The organism is Streptomyces sp. ERV7 (assembly GCF_001653515.1).
Taxonomy (GTDB): Bacteria; Actinomycetota; Actinomycetes; order Streptomycetales; family Streptomycetaceae; genus Streptomyces.
Genome location: NZ_LYOY01000029.1, coordinates 1,110,497 through 1,127,199 on the forward strand (window position 1 = coordinate 1,110,497; position 16,703 = coordinate 1,127,199).

Below are 16,703 nucleotides of genomic sequence, written 5' to 3' on the forward strand. Positions count from 1 at the left end.
GGACGCGTCAGCGGCTCGGGACCACCGAGACGAGGTCGCGTCCCGCGGGGGCCTCGGGCACCGGCGGGATGGCCTCGCTGGCCACCGTCGGCCGCTGCCACTTCGGCGGGTGCCAGGGCTTGCCGCCCTCGGCCGGGCGGCCGAGGTTCGCGTGGACCGCGCGGGCGACGGCCTCGATGGTGTTGACGCCCTGGTCCATCGAGCTGTTGTCCTCGGTGAGGACGGCCAGGGCGTAGTCGTGGCCGCCGTCCGTGAAGGCGCCGATGCTGTGCACCCGCCAGCCGTGCGTGGCGCGCGGCAGCCAGCCGTTCTTGACGTGCACGGTCGTACCGCCCTGGACGCCCGCGGGCGTGCCCCAGCGCTGGCTGGCGATGACGCGGTTCATCAGGCCCAGCTCGTACTCGCGGGCGTCGTCGCTGAGCACCGAGTTGCGGGAGGTCAGCAGCGCGAGCAGCTTGGCCTGGTCGCGGGCGGTGATGCGGGTCAGGCCCCAGTAGCCGTCGGCGCCCGGCGTCGTCTGGGTCATCCCGGCGGCCTTGAGGAAGCCGGACACCTTGGAGGTGCCGAGCTGCTTCCACAGCGCCGACGTCGACTCGTTGTGCGACTCGGTGATCATCCTGGTGGCCAGGGCGCGCTCGTTGGAGGTGAGCGAGCGGTGCTGCTTGCCCGCGTCCCACAGCAGCGTCGCGAGCACGGTGGCCTTGACCACGCTCGCGGAGTCGAAGGTGTCGGTCGCCCGCAGCTCGCACTTGGTGCCGGTGGAGCGGTCGTACAGCGCCACGGCCGTCAGCGACGAACGGCCGCTGAGCGCGGAGGTGATGTCCTTGGACAGCTTGGCCGCGAGACCGGCCTTGGCGGAGGTGCAGCTCACCGTCGTCGCGGCGGCGGCCGGCGCCGCACCCGCGGCCACCGGCGCGAGCACGCCCGCGGCGACCGCCACGGAGAGCGCGCCGCGGCGGGCGCGGCGGGATATCCGGGCTGTGCGGAGTTGTCTGGGCAAAGCGTCCCCGTCCCCTGTAAGTCGTGAGGTGGGCGCACCACCGTGGCGCGCCCACCTGAGATGACTCGTCGAGGACGGGAAAGTTGTGCCTCGAAATCGTTGAACTCTGTCACAGCTCTGTCACTGGCGGACACCTACCGACCGATACCGGACGGTTACGGGCCAGATACGGGCATCACAGATGAGTCGGGGCGAACATCTTCAGCACGGCCGGCAGCACCAGCACCGAGGGGCCGGGGGTGGCCAGGGCCTTGGCGAGGTCGGCGGCGAGGCTCTCCGGGGTGGTGCGGGCGGCCGGTACGCCGAAGGACTCGGCAAGGGCGGTGAAGTCGGGCCGGGCCAGCTCGGTGCCGGTGGCGCGGCCGAAGGCGTCGGTCATGTACTCGCGCAGGATGCCGTAGCCGCCGTCGTCCACGATCAGCCAGGTGACGTCCAGATCGTGCTGGCGGGCGGTGGCGAGTTCGGCGATCGAGTACATGGCGCCGCCGTCGCCGGAGACGGCGAGGACGGGGGTGCCGGGCTCGGCGACGGCCGCGCCGAGGGCGGCCGGGAAGGCGTAGCCGAGGCCGCCGGCGCCCTGGGCGGAGTGCATGGTGTTGGGGTGCCCGGCGTCGAAGGCCGACCAGGCCCAGTAACCGAGGACCGTCATGTCCCAGAAGGACGGGGAGCGGGGCGGCAGCGCCGAGCGGATCGAGGCCAGGAGCGACTGCTCAAGGTCCAGGTCCTGGCCGGCGAGGCGGGCCTGGACCTCGGCGAGGACCATCTGCACCCGGGCCGGGGCGTACGGGTCCTGGCGCTCGCCGACGGTCTCCAGAAGGGCCTGGAGGGCGAGCCGGGCGTCGGCGTGGATGCCGAGGGCGGTGTGGTTGGACTCCAGCTTGCCGAGGTCGGCCTCGATCTGGATCACCCGGCCGCCGGGGAAGAAGGTGTGGTAGTTCGAGGACAGCTCACCCAGGCCCGACCCGACGACGAGGAGGACGTCGGCGTCCTCCAGGAAGTCGGTCATGTGCCGGTCCTCCAGCCAGGACTGGAGGGAGAGCGGATGGTTCCAGGGGAAGGCGCCCTTGCCGCCGAAGGTGGTGACGACGGGGGCGTTCAGGCGCTCGGCGAGCTGCCGGAGCTTGCCGGAGGCGTCGGACCGTACGACACCGCCGCCCGCGATGATCACGGGACGGGCGGCGTTCTCCAGCCAGTGGGCCGCGAGGGCGGTCAGCTCGGGGCGCGGCGCGAGCTCGTGCGGGGTCGCGTCCACGCCCGTGACCTGCGGGATCACGGTCTCGGCGCGGAGCACGTCCTCGGGGATCTCCACCCAGACCGGGCCGTGCGGGACGGTCAGCGCGGACTCCCAGGCGGCGGCGATCGCCGACGGGATCTGGGACTGGGTACGAGCGGGGTGCACCGACTTCACGACGTCGCGGAAGGACGCCGCCTGGTCGCGCAGCTCGTGCAGATGGCCCTGCCGGCCGCCGCCCAGACCCGCCACCGGGACCTGGGAGGAGATGGCCACGACCGGGGCGGAGGCGGCGGCCGCCTCCTGGAGGGCGGCCAGCGAGGTGAGCGCGCCGGGCCCGGTGGAGAGCAGCAGCGGGGCCGCCTCGCCGGTGATCCGCCCGTAGGCGTCGGCGGCGAAGCCCGCGTTGTTCTCCATCCGCAGCCCGACGAAGGTCAGGTCGGAGCGGCGCAGGGCGTCGAAGACGCCGAGCGCGTGCTGGCCGGGCAACCCGAAGACGGTGGTGGCGCCGAGTCCCTGGAGGGTCTCGACGACGAGGTCGCCGCCGATGCGGCCGGGCGGCGGATCGAGGGCCGCCTGCGTCTGGCGTGGCGTGGGTCGAAGCACCAAGTCGTGGTGGTCGTGGGTCACTTCGCGTCCTCTCCCCGGAGCCGGGCCTGCCGCCGGGCAGCCGAAACGTCAGCCGCCCGGCGGCAGGTGAAGGTCACTTCCCGGTCTGCCCCGTGCCTTCGGCGCGGCTCGCGGCGATCTGGCGGCTCATGATCGTGGTCAGCTCGTACGCGGTGTGCGAGGCCGCGACCGAGGTGATCTCGGCGTGATCGTACGCCGGGGCGACCTCGACGACGTCGGCCGAGACCAGGTTGCAGGAGGCCAGGCCGCGCAGGATCTCCAGGAGCTCGCGGGAGGTCATGCCGCCCGCCTCCGGGGTGCCGGTGCCGGGGGCGTGCGCCGGGTCGAGGCAGTCGATGTCGATCGAGATGTACAGCGGGCGGTCGCCGATGCGCTGGCGCAGCTGGTCGGCGACCTCGTCGGCGCCGCGGCGGTAGACGTCGGCCGAGGTGACGATGCCGAAGCCCATCTTCTCGTCGTCGGTCAGGTCCTGCTTGCCGTAGAGCGGGCCGCGGGTGCCGACGTGGGAGAGCGCCTCGGTGTCGAGGATGCCCTCCTCGACCGCGCGGCGGAACGGGGTGCCGTGGGTGTACTCGGCGCCGAAGTAGGTGTCCCAGGTGTCCAGGTGCGCGTCGAAGTGGAGCAGCGCGACCGGGCCGTGCTTCTTGGCGACCGAGCGCAGCAGCGGCAGCGCGATGGTGTGGTCGCCGCCGAGCGTCATCAGCCGGGCGCCGGTGCCGAGCAGGTCGTCGGCGGCGGCCTCGATGGTGTCCACGGCCTCGTTGATGTTGAACGGGTTGGCCGCGATGTCACCGGCGTCGGCGACCTGGGCGAGCGCGAACGGCGAGGCGTCCTGTGCCGGGTTGTACGGGCGCAGCAGCCGGGAGGCCTCGCGGATGGCGTTGCCGCCGAAGCGGGCGCCCGGGCGGTAGGAGACACCGCTGTCGAAGGGCACACCGACCACGGCGACATCGGCGGTGCCGACCTCGTCGAGGCGGGGCAGCCGGGCGAAGGTCGCGGGGCCGGCGTACCGCGGGATGCGGGACGAGTCGATCGGACCGCGCGGCGTTTCGTTGCTGCTCATGTCGGAGTGCCCTTCGTGATCGGCCTGCGTACGGGCCCGACGGCCCGTGGTTCCTCCGGGCCGGTGCGGCCCACGCTCGCCACCCTAGGTGGCCGTCCAGCGATACTGAAGTGTACGTTTCCTCCACTTACGGCCCCTCTGATGTACGGAGTGCCCATGCCTGCCGAGCCCGCGGCGGCCCCGCCCACCACTCCCGTCCCGCTCTCCGCCCTCCTTGCCCGCGCGGACCTGGGCCTGCGGCACATCGCCGGGCCGCCGGAGGCCGCCGTGCACGGGGTGCACGCCTCGGAGATGGCCGACCCGTATCCGTATCTGCTCGGCGGCGAGCTGCTGCTGACGGCGGGCGTGCAGCTCACCGACCCCGGGCGGTACGCGGCACGGGTCGCCGAGGCCGGGGCGGCCGCGCTGGGCTTCGGGCTCGCGCCGGTGTACGACACCGTCCCGGCCGGGCTGGTCGCCGCCTGCGAGCGGCACGGGCTGCCGCTGGTGGAGGTGCCGCCGCCGACCACGTTCACGGCGATCGCCCGCGCGGTGTGGGGCCTGCTGACCGAGGCCCGCCACCACGAGCTGCGCCGGGTCTCCCGGGCCCAACAGGCCCTCGCCTCGGCCGCCGCCCACCCCGACCCCGTTCCGGCGGTGCTGCACCAGCTGGCGACACGCCTGGGCGGCTGGGCGGCGCTGCTCGACCCGGAGGGGGCGGTGGTGCGCTCGGCGGGCCCCGAGCCGTCCGAGCGGGCGCGGGCGGCCCTGCGGCATCTGGCGGCGGTCGTCTCCCCGGGGGCCGGCCCCGAGCCGGCGCGGCCCGGAGCCCCGGCCGCTCCCCCCACGTCCGCGAGCGACACCTCGGGCGGCGCGCAGCTCGCCGCGTACGCCCTGGCCGGGGCGCGGGGCCTCGCGCTCGGGACCGTCACCGAGCGGCGCGAGGGCGGCGACCACACCATCGCCGGGGCCGCCTCCGTGCTGCTGTCGCTGCTCACCGCCGAACGGCCGGGCGCGGGCCAGACGGCCCGGTCGGCCGCCCTGGTGCGGCTGCTGCTGGGAGCGGCCCCGGCCGAGGTCGCGCCGCTGCTCGGCGAGGCGCCGTGGACCGTCGTCCACGCGCGCGGCGAGGGCGCGCCGCCCGACCTCGGCAGCCCGCTGGTAGAGGCGGGCGACGGCCACGCGCGCGTGCTCGTCCCGGGCGGGCAGGAGGTGGGCCCGCGCCCCGGCTGGACGCTGGGGGCGAGCGCGCCCGTCGGGGCCGGGGAGCTGGCCGCCGCCGACGCCCAGGCGGCCCGGGCCCTGCGCCGGGCCGAGGCCACCCGCTCGCCGCTGGTGCGCCACCGCACCGGCGGCTACGCCGCGCTGGTGGACCCGGCGGAGGCCGCCGCGTACGCCCGCGACCTGCTCGCCCCGCTCGCCGAGCCGCTGCTCACGACCCTGCGCACCTGGCTCTCGCTGCACGGCAGCTGGGACCGCACGGCGGTGGCCCTGGGCGTGCACCGCAACACCGTCCGCCAGCGCCTGGCCCGCTGCGCGGCGCTGCTGGACGCGGACCTGGACGACATGGACGTCCGCACCGAGCTGTGGCTCGCGCTCCGGAGTGCGCCGGGAAGTGCTGAGGCTCACTCTGGACAGTGCGAGTGACCGCCGGGTAACTTCGTATTTCAATCTCTGAGCAAGCGCTTAGCCAAGCCGCCGCCACCGTCAGAAGGAGAGCGTCCGTGCGCCGCACCGTATTCAACGAGGACCACGAGGCGTTCCGGGAGACCATCCGGGCCTTCATCGAGGCCGAGGTCGTCCCCGTCTACGACGAGTGGTTCGCCGCCGGCCAGGCGCCGCGCGACTTCTACTACAAGCTCGCCGAGCTGGGCGTCTTCGGCATCCGCGTCGACGAGGAGTTCGGCGGCGCCGGCATCGAGTCGTACAAGTTCGAAGCCGTCATGTACGAGGAGACGGCCCGCGCGGGCGTGCAGTTCGGCGGCTCCGGTGTGCACGTGCTGCTCGGCCTGCCGTACATCAAGATGCTCGCCTCCGACGAGCAGAAGAAGCGCTTCCTGCCGAAGTTCGTCTCCGGCGAGGAGATGTGGGCGCTCGCGATGACCGAGCCGGGCACCGGGTCCGACCTCGCGGGCATGAAGACCACCGCGAAGCTCTCCGAGGACGGCACGCACTACGTCCTCAACGGCGCCAAGACCTTCATCACCGGCGGCGTCCACGCCGACAAGGTGATCGTCTGCGCCCGCACCGCCGCGCCCACCGCCGAGGACCGCCGCCACGGCATCTCGCTGTTCGCCGTGGACACCAAGTCCGAGGGCTACTCCATCGGCCGCAAGCTCGACAAGCTCGGCCTGAAGACCTCCGACACCGCCGAGCTGGCGTTCGTCGACGTGAAGGTCCCGGTCGAGGACCTCCTCGGCGAGGAGAACAAGGGCTTCTACTACCTCGGCCACAACCTCGCCTCCGAGCGCTGGGGCATCGCCTTCGGCGCCTACGCGCAGGCCAAGGCCGCCGTCCGGTTCGCCAAGGAGTACGTCCAGGAGCGCACCGTCTTCGGCAAGCCGGTCTCGCACTTCCAGAACACCAAGTTCGAGCTGGCCGCCTGCCAGGCCGAGGTGGACGCCGCCGAGGCGGTCGCCGACCGCGCCCTGGAGGCCCTGGACGCGGGCGAGCTGACCCCGGCCGAGGCCGCCTCCGCCAAGCTGTTCTGCACCGAGGTCGCCCACCGCGTCATCGACAAGTGCCTCCAGCTGCACGGTGGTTACGGCTTCATGAACGAGTACCCGATCGCCCGTCTGTACGCCGACAACCGCGTCAACCGGATCTACGGCGGCACCAGCGAGATCATGAAGACGATCATCGCCAAGGACATGGGTCTGTGACCGAGGCTCTGGATGCCCTGCTCGATCTGCTCGACCTGGAGCAGATCGAGCGGGACTACTTCCGGGGCCGCTCCCGCTCGGCGCTCGTCCCGCGCGTCTTCGGCGGACAGGTGGCGGCCCAGGCGCTGGTCGCCGCGGGCCGCACCGTCCCCGCGGACCTTCCCCAAGCTCTCGGCTCCGCTCGAGCAGGGGAGACCCCAACGGCACACTCCCTGCACGCGTACTTCCTGCGTGCGGGGGACCCGGGCGCGCCGATCGTCTACATGGTCGACCGCATCCGCGACGGCCGCTCCTTCACCACCCGCAGGGTCGTCGCGGTCCAGCACGGCCAGCCGATCTTCCACCTCTCCGCGTCCTTCCAGACGTACGAGGAGGGGCTTGAGCACCAGGCGGACATGCCGCCCGCGCCGGACCCGGAGTCGCTGCCGACGGCGGCCGAGATGCTGCCGCGCCACCTTCCGGCGGACGTCGCCGAGCGCCTGATCGAGGCCCGCGCGGCCGTCGACCTGCGCTATGCCGACGCGCCGCCGTGGGCCAGCGCCGGCACCCCGCGCGAGCCGCGCTCGCAGGTCTGGTTCCGTACGAACGGCAAGCTCGCGGACGACCCGCTGCTGCACATCGTGCTCGCCACCTATGTCTCCGACATGACGCTGCTGGACTCGGTGCTGCTCGCGCACGGCCGGGGCGGCTGGGCGGTCGGGGACGTGGTGGGCGCGTCCCTGGACCACGCGATGTGGTTCCACCGCCCGTTCCGGGCCGACGAATGGCTCCTGTACGACCAGGAGTCCCCGTCGGCCTCCGCGGGCCGGGGCCTCGGCCAGGCCCGCATCTACACCCAGGACGGCCACCTGGCGGTGACGGTGATCCAGGAGGGCGTGGTCAGGGTCCCGCGGCCCCTTTAGGGACGGCCTCAGATTCAGGGACGGCCTCAGACCAACTCGGCCGCACCCAGCAGGTACTCGGTCATGGGCTCGTAGTAGCGCGGGTCCACCACATGGTCGTCGAGGGGCACAGCGACCTGAAGCGTCCCCTCCGCCTCCGCGAGGAACAGCGCGGGGTCATTGCAGTCGGCGTACCCGACCGCGTCGATCCCGCGCTGGGCCGCACACCCGGCCCAGCCGTGATCCGCGACGACCAGATCCGGCAGCGCCCGCCCCTCCCGCTCCAGCGCGTCCAGGATCGCGGCCATCGGCGCGGGCGAGTGGGTGTGCCACAGGGACGCGCCGCGCTCGTAGAGCGAGACGTCCGCGAACTGCACCACACAGCCCTCGTCGGCCAGCACCCCGTCCGGGATCCGCACGATCTCGCACCCGGCGGCCCGCAGCGCCGCGGCGGTCCGGCTGTGCACATCGATGAGCGCGCCCGGATGGCCCGTCGCGAACAGCACCCGCTGCTTCCCCGCGACGGCCTTCCGCAGCCGCGCCGCCATCCGCTCCAGTGCGTCGACGGTCAGCTCGGGGTCGATGGTGTCCTGGCCCGAACGGTGCCCGGGGTCGTCGACGACCCCGCAGCGCTCGGCCATCACGGCGAGCACGTCCTGCTCGTCGGTCCAGCGGTCGCCCAGCTCCAGGCCCAGCCAGTAGTGGCGGTCGCCGTTGGCGAGCTTGCGGTAGTGGGAGAGGTTGTTGTCGCGGGGTGTGGCGACGTCTCCGGCGATACGGGTGCGGACGAGGTGGTCGACGAGAGCGGCACGGCTGGGTATCGGCATGCGCCCCATTCTGCCCCGGTGCGCGGCGGCGGGCGCCGTGGTCCGCGCAGTGGACGCGCACCCACGCGCGCGTGGGCGGCCGGGGGCGCTCAGCCCGCGAGCGCCGCGAACGCGCCGTGCGCCAGGCGCCGCAGCAGCGCCTCGGTGGCGGTGCGCCCCGGCAGCCCCGCCCCGTACGAGCCCAGGTGCGGCGTCGAGTTGAGCAGGCCGAAGACCGCGTGGACGGCGGCCCGGACCTCGGCCTCGGAGCCGTGCGGGTACAGCTCGCGGACGACCGCGACCCACAGCTCCACGTACTGCCGCTGGAGCTGGCGCACCAGCTTGCGGTCGCTGTCGCGCAGCCGGTCCAGCTCCCGGTCGTGGAGCGTGATGAGCGCCCGGTCGTCGAGGGCGAAGTCGATGTGGCCGTCGATGAGCGAGCCGAGGACCGCCTCCGGGCCCCCGTCCGCCTCGGCGACCCGCTTGCGGCCGCCGTCGTACAGCCGCCCGCTGATCCCCACCAGCAGCTCCGCCAGCATCGCGTCCTTGCCCGCGAAGTGCCGGTAGAGGCCGGGGCCGCTGATGCCCACGGCCGCGCCTATCTCGTCGACGCCCACTCCGTGGAAGCCGCGCTCGGCGAAGAGGCGCGCGGCCTCGCGCAGGATCTGCTCGCGTCGGGTGGGGGCATCGGTCCGGGTGCTCATGGGAATTCATTCTAGACAACGCGGTTAGCGCTCGTTAACCTGGAGGAAATGAGTTAACGGTCATTAACATCCGGCCGGAAGACTTCGTACGGGCAAGGGGGCTCGACACGATGCAGCAGGCACCGGTCCTTGGGAGCGCGGCGGATCCCGCGTCCGAGGCGTGGCGGGCCAACGAGGAGGCGCACCGCGCCCTCGGCGAGGAGCTGCGCGCCAGACTGGCCGCGGCCCGCCTCGGCGGCGGCGAGCGGGCCCGCGAGCGCCATGTCGCGCGCGGCAAGCTGCTGCCGCGCGACCGGGTCGACACGCTGCTCGACCCCGGCTCGCCCTTCCTGGAGCTCGCGCCGCTCGCGGCCGACGGGATGTACGGGGGCCAGGCCCCCGCCGCCGGGGTGATCGCCGGGATCGGGCGGGTCAGCGGCCGCGAGTGCGTGATCGTGGCCAACGACGCCACGGTCAAGGGCGGCACGTACTACCCGATGACGGTGAAGAAGCACCTGCGCGCCCAGGAGGTGGCGCTGGAGAACCGGCTGCCGTGCCTGTACCTGGTCGACTCGGGCGGCGCCTTCCTTCCGATGCAGGACGAGGTCTTCCCCGACCGCGACCACTTCGGGCGGATCTTCTACAACCAGGCCCGGATGTCGGGCGCCGGGATCCCGCAGATCGCGGCGGTCCTCGGCTCCTGCACGGCCGGCGGGGCGTATGTCCCCGCGATGAGCGACGAGGCCGTGATCGTCCGCAACCAGGGCACGATCTTCCTCGGCGGTCCCCCGCTGGTGAAGGCCGCGACCGGCGAGGTCGTCACCGCCGAGGAGCTCGGCGGCGGCGAGGTCCACTCGCGCACCTCGGGCGTCACCGACCACCTCGCCGAGGACGACGCGCACGCGCTGCGGATCGTGCGCAACATCGTGGCCACCCTCCCCGCGCGCGGCGAGCTCCCGTGGAGCGTGGAGCCCGTGGAGGAGCCCAAGGCCGACCCGTTCGGGTTGTACGGGGCGGTCCCGGTCGACTCCCGCACGCCGTACGACGTCCGCGAGGTCATCGCGCGCGTGGTCGACGGCTCCCGCTTCCAGGAGTTCAAGGCCGAGTTCGGGCAGACGCTGGTCACCGGCTTCGCCCGGATCCACGGCCACCCGGTCGGCATCGTCGCCAACAACGGCATCCTGTTCTCCGAATCCGCCCAGAAGGGCGCCCACTTCATCGAGCTGTGCGACCAGCGCGGCATCCCGCTGGTGTTCCTCCAGAACATCTCGGGCTTCATGGTCGGACGGGACTACGAGGCGGGCGGCATCGCCAAGCACGGCGCCAAGATGGTCACCGCCGTGGCCTGCACCCGCGTCCCCAAGCTGACGGTCGTGGTCGGCGGATCGTACGGGGCGGGAAACTACTCGATGTGCGGCCGGGCGTACTCGCCGCGCTTCCTGTGGATGTGGCCCAACGCCAAGATCTCGGTGATGGGCGGCGAGCAGGCCGCCTCGGTGCTCGCCACCGTCAAGCGCGACCAGCTGGAGGGGCGCGGCGAGTCCTGGCCCGCCGAGGACGAGGAGTCCTTCAAGGACCCCATCCGCGCCCAGTACGAACAGCAGGGCAACGCCTACTACGCGTCGGCCCGGCTGTGGGACGACGGGGTGATCGACCCGATGGAGACCCGCCAGGTCCTCGGGCTCGCCCTGACGGCCTGTGCCAACGCCCCCCTCCCCCAGCGGGACTACTCGGCGCCCGGCTTCGGCGTCTTCCGGATGTGAGACGGACCATGACGATGTTCGACACAGTCCTCGTCGCCAACCGGGGCGAGATCGCCGTCCGCGTCATCCGTACCCTGCGCGCCCTCGGAGTGCGCTCGGTCGCGGTGTTCAGCGACGCGGACGCGGACGCCCGGCATGTGCGCGAGGCCGACACGGCCGTGCGGATCGGTCCGGCGGCGGCGTCCGAGAGCTACCTCTCCATCGACCGGCTCCTGGAGGCGGCCGCCAGGAGCGGCGCCCAGGCCGTCCACCCGGGCTACGGCTTCCTCGCCGAGAACGCGGCCTTCGCGCGCGCGTGCGCCGAGGCGGGCCTGGTCTTCATCGGGCCCCCGGCGGACGCGATCTCCCTGATGGGCGACAAGATCCGCGCCAAGGAGACCGTGAAGGCGGCCGGTGTCCCGGTCGTGCCCGGCTCCTCGGGCAGCGGCCTCACCGACGGCCAACTGGCCGACGCGGCCCGCGAGATCGGGATGCCGGTGCTGCTGAAGCCCAGCGCGGGCGGCGGCGGCAAGGGCATGCGGCTGGTCCGCGAGGAGGCGGCGCTCGCCGACGAGATCGCGGCCGCCCGCCGCGAGGCCCGCGCCTCCTTCGGCGACGACACGCTGCTGGTGGAGCGGTGGATCGACCGCCCCCGCCACATCGAGATCCAGGTCCTCGCCGACGGCCACGGCAACGTGGTGCACCTGGGCGAGCGCGAGTGCTCCCTCCAGCGCCGCCACCAGAAGATCATCGAGGAGGCCCCCTCGGTCCTGCTCGACGAGGGGACCCGGGCCGCGATGGGCGAGGCGGCGGTCCAGGCGGCCCGCTCCTGCGGCTACGCGGGCGCAGGCACGGTGGAGTTCATCGTCCCGGGCAACGACCCGTCCTCGTACTACTTCATGGAGATGAACACCCGCCTCCAGGTCGAGCACCCCGTCACCGAGCTCATCACCGGCCTGGACCTGGTGGAGTGGCAGGTGCGGGTGGCGGCGGGCGAGGAACTGCCGTACGGACAGGACGACATCACCCTCACCGGCCACGCGGTCGAGGCGCGCATCTGCGCGGAGGACCCCTCGCGGGGCTTCCTCCCCTCGGGAGGTACGGTCCTGGCGCTGCGCGAGCCGCAGGGCGACGGGGTGCGCACCGACTCGGGCCTGAGCGAGGGCACCGAGGTCGGCAGCCTCTACGACCCGATGCTCTCCAAGGTCATCGCGTACGGACCGGACCGCGCGACCGCGCTGCGCCGGCTGCGCGGCGCCCTGGCCGACACGGTCACCCTGGGCGTGCCCACCAACGCCGGGTTCCTGCGGCGGCTGCTGGCCCATCCGGCCGTGGTCGCGGGCGACCTCGACACCGGCCTCGTCGAGCGCGAGGCCGACGCGCTGGTGCCGGACGGGGTCCCGGACGAGGTGTACGCGGCGGCGGCGCTGGTGCGGCAGGAGGGGCTGCGTCCCCCCGCCACGGGCGCGTGGCTGGACCCGTTCGCGGTGCCGAGCGGCTGGCGCATGGGCGGCGAACCGGCGCCCATCGCCTTCCCGTTCCGCATCCCGGGACTCGAACCCGTTACCCACACGGTGCGCGGCACGGCCGCCGGCCGGGTCACCCCCGGCCAGGTCTCCGTGGAGCTCGACGGCCTCACCCACACCTTCACCACCGCCCCCTCCCCGGAGGGGACCTGGCTCGGGCGGGACGGCGACAGCTGGCACGTGCTCGACCACGACCCCGTAGCGGCGAGCCTCACCGGCGCCGCGCGCGGCGGCGCGGACACCCTGGCCGCCCCGATGCCCGGCACCGTCACCGTCGTCAAGGTGGCCGTCGGCGACGAGGTGGAGGCAGGCCAGAGCCTGCTGGTGGTCGAGGCGATGAAGATGGAGCACGTCATCTCCGCCCCGCACGCCGGCACCGTCACCGAGCTGGACGTCTCCCCCGGCTCGACCGTGGCCATGGACCAGGTCCTGGCCGTGGTGACCCCGAAGGAGGAGGACCAGTGACGCTGCCCATGGTCGTACCGGCGCCGGACCTGCCCGCCTCGGTGCGGATCCACGAGGTCGGGGCCCGCGACGGCCTCCAGAACGAGAAGGCCGTCGTCCCCACCGAGGTCAAGGCCGAGTTCATCCGCCGCCTCGCGGACGCGGGCCTGACCACGATCGAGGCGACCAGCTTCGTGCACCCCAAGTGGGTGCCCCAACTGGCCGACGCCGAGCAGCTGTTCCCCCTGCTGGGCGATGTCGGGGGAGTGGCGCTGCCGGTCCTGGTGCCCAACGAGCGGGGTCTGGACCGGGCGCTCGCGCTCGGCGCCGACCGGATCGCGGTCTTCGCCAGCGCCACGGAGTCGTTCGCCAAGGCCAATCTGAACCGCACGGTGGACGAGTCGCTGGCGATGTTCGCACCGGTCGTGGCCCGCGCCAAGGAGCAGAACGCCCACGTCCGGGGCTATCTGTCGATGTGCTTCGGCGACCCGTGGGAGGGAGCCGTCCCCGTCCACCAGGTCGTCGAGGTGGCCAAGTCCCTGCGGGACCTGGGCTGCGACGAGCTGAGCCTCGGGGACACGATCGGGGTCGCGACCCCGGCCCATGTCCAGAGCCTGCTCGCGGCCCTGAACGAGGAGGGCGTGCCGACCTCCACGATCGGGGTGCACTTCCACGACACCTACGGCCAGGCGCTCGCCAACACCCTCGCCGCGCTCCAGCACGGCGTGCGCACGGTCGACGCCTCGGCGGGCGGCCTGGGCGGCTGTCCGTACGCCAAGTCCGCCACCGGAAACCTCGCCACCGAAGACCTCGTGTGGATGCTCCAGGGCCTCGGTATCGACACCGGGGTCGACCTCGGCAAGCTCACCGCCACCAGCGTGTGGATGGCCGAGCAGCTGGGACGGCCGAGCCCGTCCCGTACCGTCCGCGCCCTCTCCCCCGACTCCCACAAGGAGTGACCCCCATGTCCCTTGACCACCGGCTCTCAGACGAGCACGAAGAACTCCGCCGTACGGTCGAGGAGTTCGCGCACGACGTCGTCGCCCCCAAGATCGGCGACTTCTACGAGCGCCATGAGTTCCCGTACGAGATCGTCCGCGAGATGGGCCGTATGGGCCTGTTCGGGCTGCCCTTCCCCGAGGAGTACGGGGGCATGGGCGGCGACTACCTCGCCCTGGGCATCGCCCTGGAGGAGCTGGCGCGGGTCGACTCGTCGGTCGCCATCACCCTGGAGGCGGGGGTCTCGCTCGGCGCGATGCCGGTGTTCCGCTTCGGTACGGAGGAGCAGAAGCGGGAGTGGCTGCCGAAGCTCTGCTCCGGCGAGCTCCTCGGTGCGTTCGGTCTGACCGAGCCGGACTGCGGCTCGGACGCGGGCGGCACGCGGACGACGGCGGTGCGCGACGGCGACGAGTGGGTCATCAACGGCACCAAGTGCTTCATCACCAACTCGGGTACGGACATCACGGGCCTGGTGACGGTCACGGCCGTGACCGGCCGCAAGCCCGACGGCCGCCCGCTGATCTCCTCGATCATCGTCCCGTCCGGCACGCCGGGCTTCACGGTGGCCGCGCCGTACTCGAAGGTGGGGTGGAACGCGTCGGACACCCGCGAGCTGTCCTTCCAGGACGTCCGCGTCCCGGTCGCCAACCTCCTGGGCGAGGAGGGCCGGGGGTACGCCCAGTTCCTGCGCATCCTCGACGAGGGCCGCGTCGCCATCTCCGCGCTGGCCACGGGGCTTGCCCAGGGCTGCGTCGACGAGTCGGTGAAGTACGCGCACGAGCGCCACGCGTTCGGCCGCCCCATCGGCGACAACCAGGCGATCCAGTTCAAGATCGCCGACATGGAGATGCGGGCGCACATGGCCCGGGTGGGCTGGCGCGACGCGGCCTCGCGGCTGGTGCGGGGCGAGTCCTTCAAGAAGGAGGCGGCGCTGGCGAAGCTGTACTCGTCGACGGTAGCCGTCGACAACGCGCGTGACGCCACGCAGATCCATGGCGGCTACGGCTTCATGAACGAGTACCCGGTCGCCCGTATGTGGCGCGACTCCAAGATCCTGGAGATCGGCGAGGGCACGAGCGAGGTGCAGCGCATGCTGATCGCCCGAGAACTGGGCCTCCCGGCCTGACCGCCCCCTTTTTGGCCCGGAGTTCGCCCGCGGGTGAGTGGGGGCCGGCCGCGCAGTTCCCCGCACCCCTGAAGAACCGGCGTTCATCTGCGGGCCGGTGGGTGGTTGCTCGCGCCGTTCCCCGCGCCCCTGGGGAGTCCGGCTCCTCCGGGGTGCGGCGCGGCCGAGGCGGTGGGGGTCCCGGCCGAGGAGATGCCCGCCGCCATCAGCAGCAGGGCGCCCAGCAGACCGGCCATCGTTCTGTGCTGTCTCACAAGCGGTTCCCTTCGAGGGGGACACGAGGAGGGGACGCGAGCAACCGAACGGGAACCATCACAACCGCCCGCCCCAGCGGCGGTCAAGGTGTAGACCAGTAGTCAACGGCCGCTCCCCGCAGGCCTGATGGAAGAATCCCCTCATGGCGGAAATCATCCAGAAGGACGGGACCTGGACCTTCGACGGGGACGGCGTACGCATCGTGCCCGGCAGCGACAAGGGCGTCAGCCTGCTGCGCCGCACCCTCGGCGAGGTCGCGGTGCCACTGGTGGCACTGGCCGGGGTGGCGTACGAGCCGGGGCGCAAGGCCGGGCGGCTGCGCCTGAGGCTGCGCGACGGCGCCGACCCGCTGCTCCAGGTCACCGGCGGCAAGCTGGACGACGCCTCCGACCCGTACACCCTGACCGTGGAGACGAAGGCCGCCGCGATAGCCGAGTACTTCGTGGACGAGGTCCGCAACGCCCTGCTGCTCGACTCGGTGCCCACCGGGCCGGTCGACCGCTATCTGCTGCCGGGGCCCTCGCTGCCGCTGACCGTGGGCGCGGGCGACGGCACGGCCAGCTTCGACGGGCGCGTGGTCCGCCTGGAGTGGACCTGGCACACCGACGAGGTGAAGACGGGCAGCGGCCCGGCCAGTATCGCCCTGGAGGATCTGCACGCGGTGGAGTGGCTGCCCGCGCGCGGCCTGGAGGACGGCCATCTGCGCTTTGTGAGCTCGCCGAACGCGCCCCGGCTGCCCGCCGGGCGCGATCCGCACGCCGTGGAGCTCAACGGCTTCAAGAAGGACCCGCTGATGGCGCTGCTCGCCTCGGCCGTGGTGGTGCGGATGCCGCATCCGCACGCGCCGGAGCCCGTGGCCGCGGCGGAGCCCAAGGCGCTCGGCCCGGCACCCGTGGCCGGCGACGACCCCGACGCCCTGCTGCGGCGGCTGCGCGAGCTCGGTGAGCTGCACCAGTCCGGCATCCTCACGGAGGAGGAGTTCACCTTCGCCAAGCAGGCCGTACTGAAGCGGCTGTAAGCGCTCCCGCAGCGGTCTGGTCTGTACCAGGATGCGTATGATCATGAGAATCCTGCCCGATATCGGGCAGGATTCTTGCGTGAGGGCGGGATTCCCCGCAATATCGACGGGTGCTCGAACGCCGCAGTCCGTCGTCCCACGACGACCTCATCGACCATCTGGTGCGCAGCACCGCGCTCCAGCGCGGTGAGGCGGCCCGGGTGGTGCTCGATGTGCTGGCGTACTTCGACGAGACGTACGAGGAATTCGTCCGCCGCCGCCACCGTGAACTGCAGTCCGGTGGTCTGGTGAACGCGGAGATCTTCGAGCGGATCGCGGCCGAGCTGCCGCACCGCGCCGTGGCGCCACCGGAGCTCTCGCTCCGGCAGCTGCGCCGCATCGTCTACGGCTGAGCACACGCCTGAACTTGTTGAACCTGTACGTCGATGGAGGGGTCAA

General features: G+C 72.8%; 15 protein-coding genes. 9 read left to right on the forward strand and 6 right to left on the reverse strand.

The annotated features are described in order from the left end of the window. Positions 1 to 7: 7 nt before the first annotated feature. The 3 genes from A8W25_RS11365 to speB all read right to left on the reverse strand — a co-directional run bounded on the left by A8W25_RS11365 (position 8) and on the right by speB (position 3,924). Positions 8 to 1,000 (reverse strand): serine hydrolase, encoded by a 993-nt coding sequence (locus A8W25_RS11365; RefSeq protein WP_420708434.1) that lies wholly within the window; start codon positions 998 to 1,000, stop codon positions 8 to 10. Positions 1,001 to 1,175: 175 nt separating this feature from the next. After that, positions 1,176 to 2,861 carry a thiamine pyrophosphate-binding protein gene (locus tag A8W25_RS11370; protein ID WP_067159298.1) on the reverse strand — a complete coding sequence of 562 codons (1,686 nt, stop codon included), beginning with the start codon at positions 2,859 to 2,861 and terminating at the stop codon, positions 1,176 to 1,178. Between the two features lie 73 nt (positions 2,862 to 2,934). Further along, complete coding sequence (gene speB / locus A8W25_RS11375; protein ID WP_067159301.1) at positions 2,935 to 3,924, reverse strand: agmatinase; 990 nt, start codon at positions 3,922 to 3,924, stop codon at positions 2,935 to 2,937. Between the two features lie 156 nt (positions 3,925 to 4,080). On the opposite strand from speB, the gene A8W25_RS11380 reads away from it, so the two are divergent. The 3 genes from A8W25_RS11380 to A8W25_RS11390 all read left to right on the forward strand — a co-directional run bounded on the left by A8W25_RS11380 (position 4,081) and on the right by A8W25_RS11390 (position 7,687). Beyond that, positions 4,081 to 5,550, forward strand: coding sequence for a PucR family transcriptional regulator (locus tag A8W25_RS11380; protein ID WP_067159304.1), 1,470 nt, complete (start codon positions 4,081 to 4,083; stop codon positions 5,548 to 5,550). A gap of 77 nt (positions 5,551 to 5,627) precedes the next feature. Then, entirely contained in the window at positions 5,628 to 6,785 is a 1,158-nt protein-coding gene (locus A8W25_RS11385) for an acyl-CoA dehydrogenase family protein (protein ID WP_067159307.1), read from the forward strand. Then, a complete protein-coding gene (locus tag A8W25_RS11390; RefSeq protein ID WP_067159310.1) occupies positions 6,782 to 7,687 on the forward strand; it encodes an acyl-CoA thioesterase in 906 nt (301 codons plus the stop codon). The genes A8W25_RS11385 and A8W25_RS11390 overlap by 4 nt, the downstream gene beginning before the upstream one ends. 26 nt (positions 7,688 to 7,713) lie before the next feature. Here the strand turns inward: A8W25_RS11390 and A8W25_RS11395 are convergent, their stop codons facing one another. Beyond that, positions 7,714 to 8,493 carry a phosphatase gene (locus A8W25_RS11395; RefSeq protein WP_067159313.1) on the reverse strand — a complete coding sequence of 260 codons (780 nt, stop codon included), beginning with the start codon at positions 8,491 to 8,493 and terminating at the stop codon, positions 7,714 to 7,716. Between the two features lie 89 nt (positions 8,494 to 8,582). Next, positions 8,583 to 9,176, reverse strand: coding sequence for a TetR/AcrR family transcriptional regulator (locus A8W25_RS11400; RefSeq protein ID WP_067159315.1), 594 nt, complete (start codon positions 9,174 to 9,176; stop codon positions 8,583 to 8,585). A gap of 110 nt (positions 9,177 to 9,286) precedes the next feature. Here A8W25_RS11400 and A8W25_RS11405 point away from each other — a divergent pair, with 110 nt between their 5' ends. From A8W25_RS11405 to A8W25_RS11420, 4 genes are read left to right on the forward strand one after another with little or no spacing between them, the layout of a single operon-like run. After that, positions 9,287 to 10,918, forward strand: a complete 1,632-nt coding sequence (locus A8W25_RS11405; RefSeq protein WP_067159316.1) for a carboxyl transferase domain-containing protein — start codon at positions 9,287 to 9,289, stop codon at positions 10,916 to 10,918. Positions 10,919 to 10,932: 14 nt separating this feature from the next. Continuing rightward, a complete protein-coding gene (locus A8W25_RS11410; RefSeq protein ID WP_067159319.1) occupies positions 10,933 to 12,888 on the forward strand; it encodes an acetyl-CoA carboxylase biotin carboxylase subunit in 1,956 nt (651 codons plus the stop codon). An 8-nt stretch (positions 12,889 to 12,896) separates the two neighbouring features. Then, positions 12,897 to 13,826, forward strand: coding sequence for a hydroxymethylglutaryl-CoA lyase (locus A8W25_RS11415; RefSeq protein WP_067161047.1), 930 nt, complete (start codon positions 12,897 to 12,899; stop codon positions 13,824 to 13,826). A 5-nt stretch (positions 13,827 to 13,831) separates the two neighbouring features. After that, positions 13,832 to 14,992 carry an acyl-CoA dehydrogenase family protein gene (locus A8W25_RS11420; protein WP_067159321.1) on the forward strand — a complete coding sequence of 387 codons (1,161 nt, stop codon included), beginning with the start codon at positions 13,832 to 13,834 and terminating at the stop codon, positions 14,990 to 14,992. A gap of 83 nt (positions 14,993 to 15,075) precedes the next feature. Here A8W25_RS11420 and A8W25_RS33930 read toward each other — a convergent pair whose 3' ends face one another. Beyond that, a complete protein-coding gene (locus A8W25_RS33930; protein ID WP_158942483.1) occupies positions 15,076 to 15,246 on the reverse strand; it encodes a hypothetical protein in 171 nt (56 codons plus the stop codon). 143 nt (positions 15,247 to 15,389) lie between these two features. On the opposite strand from A8W25_RS33930, the gene A8W25_RS11425 reads away from it, so the two are divergent. Further along, positions 15,390 to 16,265 carry a DUF4429 domain-containing protein gene (locus A8W25_RS11425; RefSeq protein ID WP_067159324.1) on the forward strand — a complete coding sequence of 292 codons (876 nt, stop codon included), beginning with the start codon at positions 15,390 to 15,392 and terminating at the stop codon, positions 16,263 to 16,265. Between the two features lie 110 nt (positions 16,266 to 16,375). After that, on the forward strand, positions 16,376 to 16,657 hold the full coding sequence (locus A8W25_RS11430) for a hypothetical protein (protein ID WP_067159327.1): 282 nt from the start codon (positions 16,376 to 16,378) through the stop codon (positions 16,655 to 16,657). Positions 16,658 to 16,703 lie beyond the last annotated feature (46 nt).

Bases quoted from the DNA above. Each gene is read 5' to 3' on its own strand.
- A8W25_RS11420 (WP_067159321.1), top strand. From the start codon at position 13,832: ATGTCCCTTGACCACCGGCTCTCAGACGAGCACGAAGAACTCCGCCGT.
- A8W25_RS11410 (WP_067159319.1), top strand. From the start codon at position 10,933: ATGTTCGACACAGTCCTCGTCGCCAACCGGGGCGAGATCGCCGTCCGC.
- A8W25_RS11395 (WP_067159313.1), bottom strand. From the start codon at position 8,493: ATGCCGATACCCAGCCGTGCCGCTCTCGTCGACCACCTCGTCCGCACC.
- speB (WP_067159301.1), bottom strand. From the start codon at position 3,924: ATGAGCAGCAACGAAACGCCGCGCGGTCCGATCGACTCGTCCCGCATC.
- A8W25_RS11425 (WP_067159324.1), top strand. From the start codon at position 15,390: ATGGCGGAAATCATCCAGAAGGACGGGACCTGGACCTTCGACGGGGAC.
- A8W25_RS11380 (WP_067159304.1), top strand. From the start codon at position 4,081: ATGCCTGCCGAGCCCGCGGCGGCCCCGCCCACCACTCCCGTCCCGCTC.
- A8W25_RS11400 (WP_067159315.1), bottom strand. From the start codon at position 9,176: ATGAGCACCCGGACCGATGCCCCCACCCGACGCGAGCAGATCCTGCGC.
- A8W25_RS11415 (WP_067161047.1), top strand. From the start codon at position 12,897: ATGGTCGTACCGGCGCCGGACCTGCCCGCCTCGGTGCGGATCCACGAG.
- A8W25_RS11405 (WP_067159316.1), top strand. From the start codon at position 9,287: ATGCAGCAGGCACCGGTCCTTGGGAGCGCGGCGGATCCCGCGTCCGAG.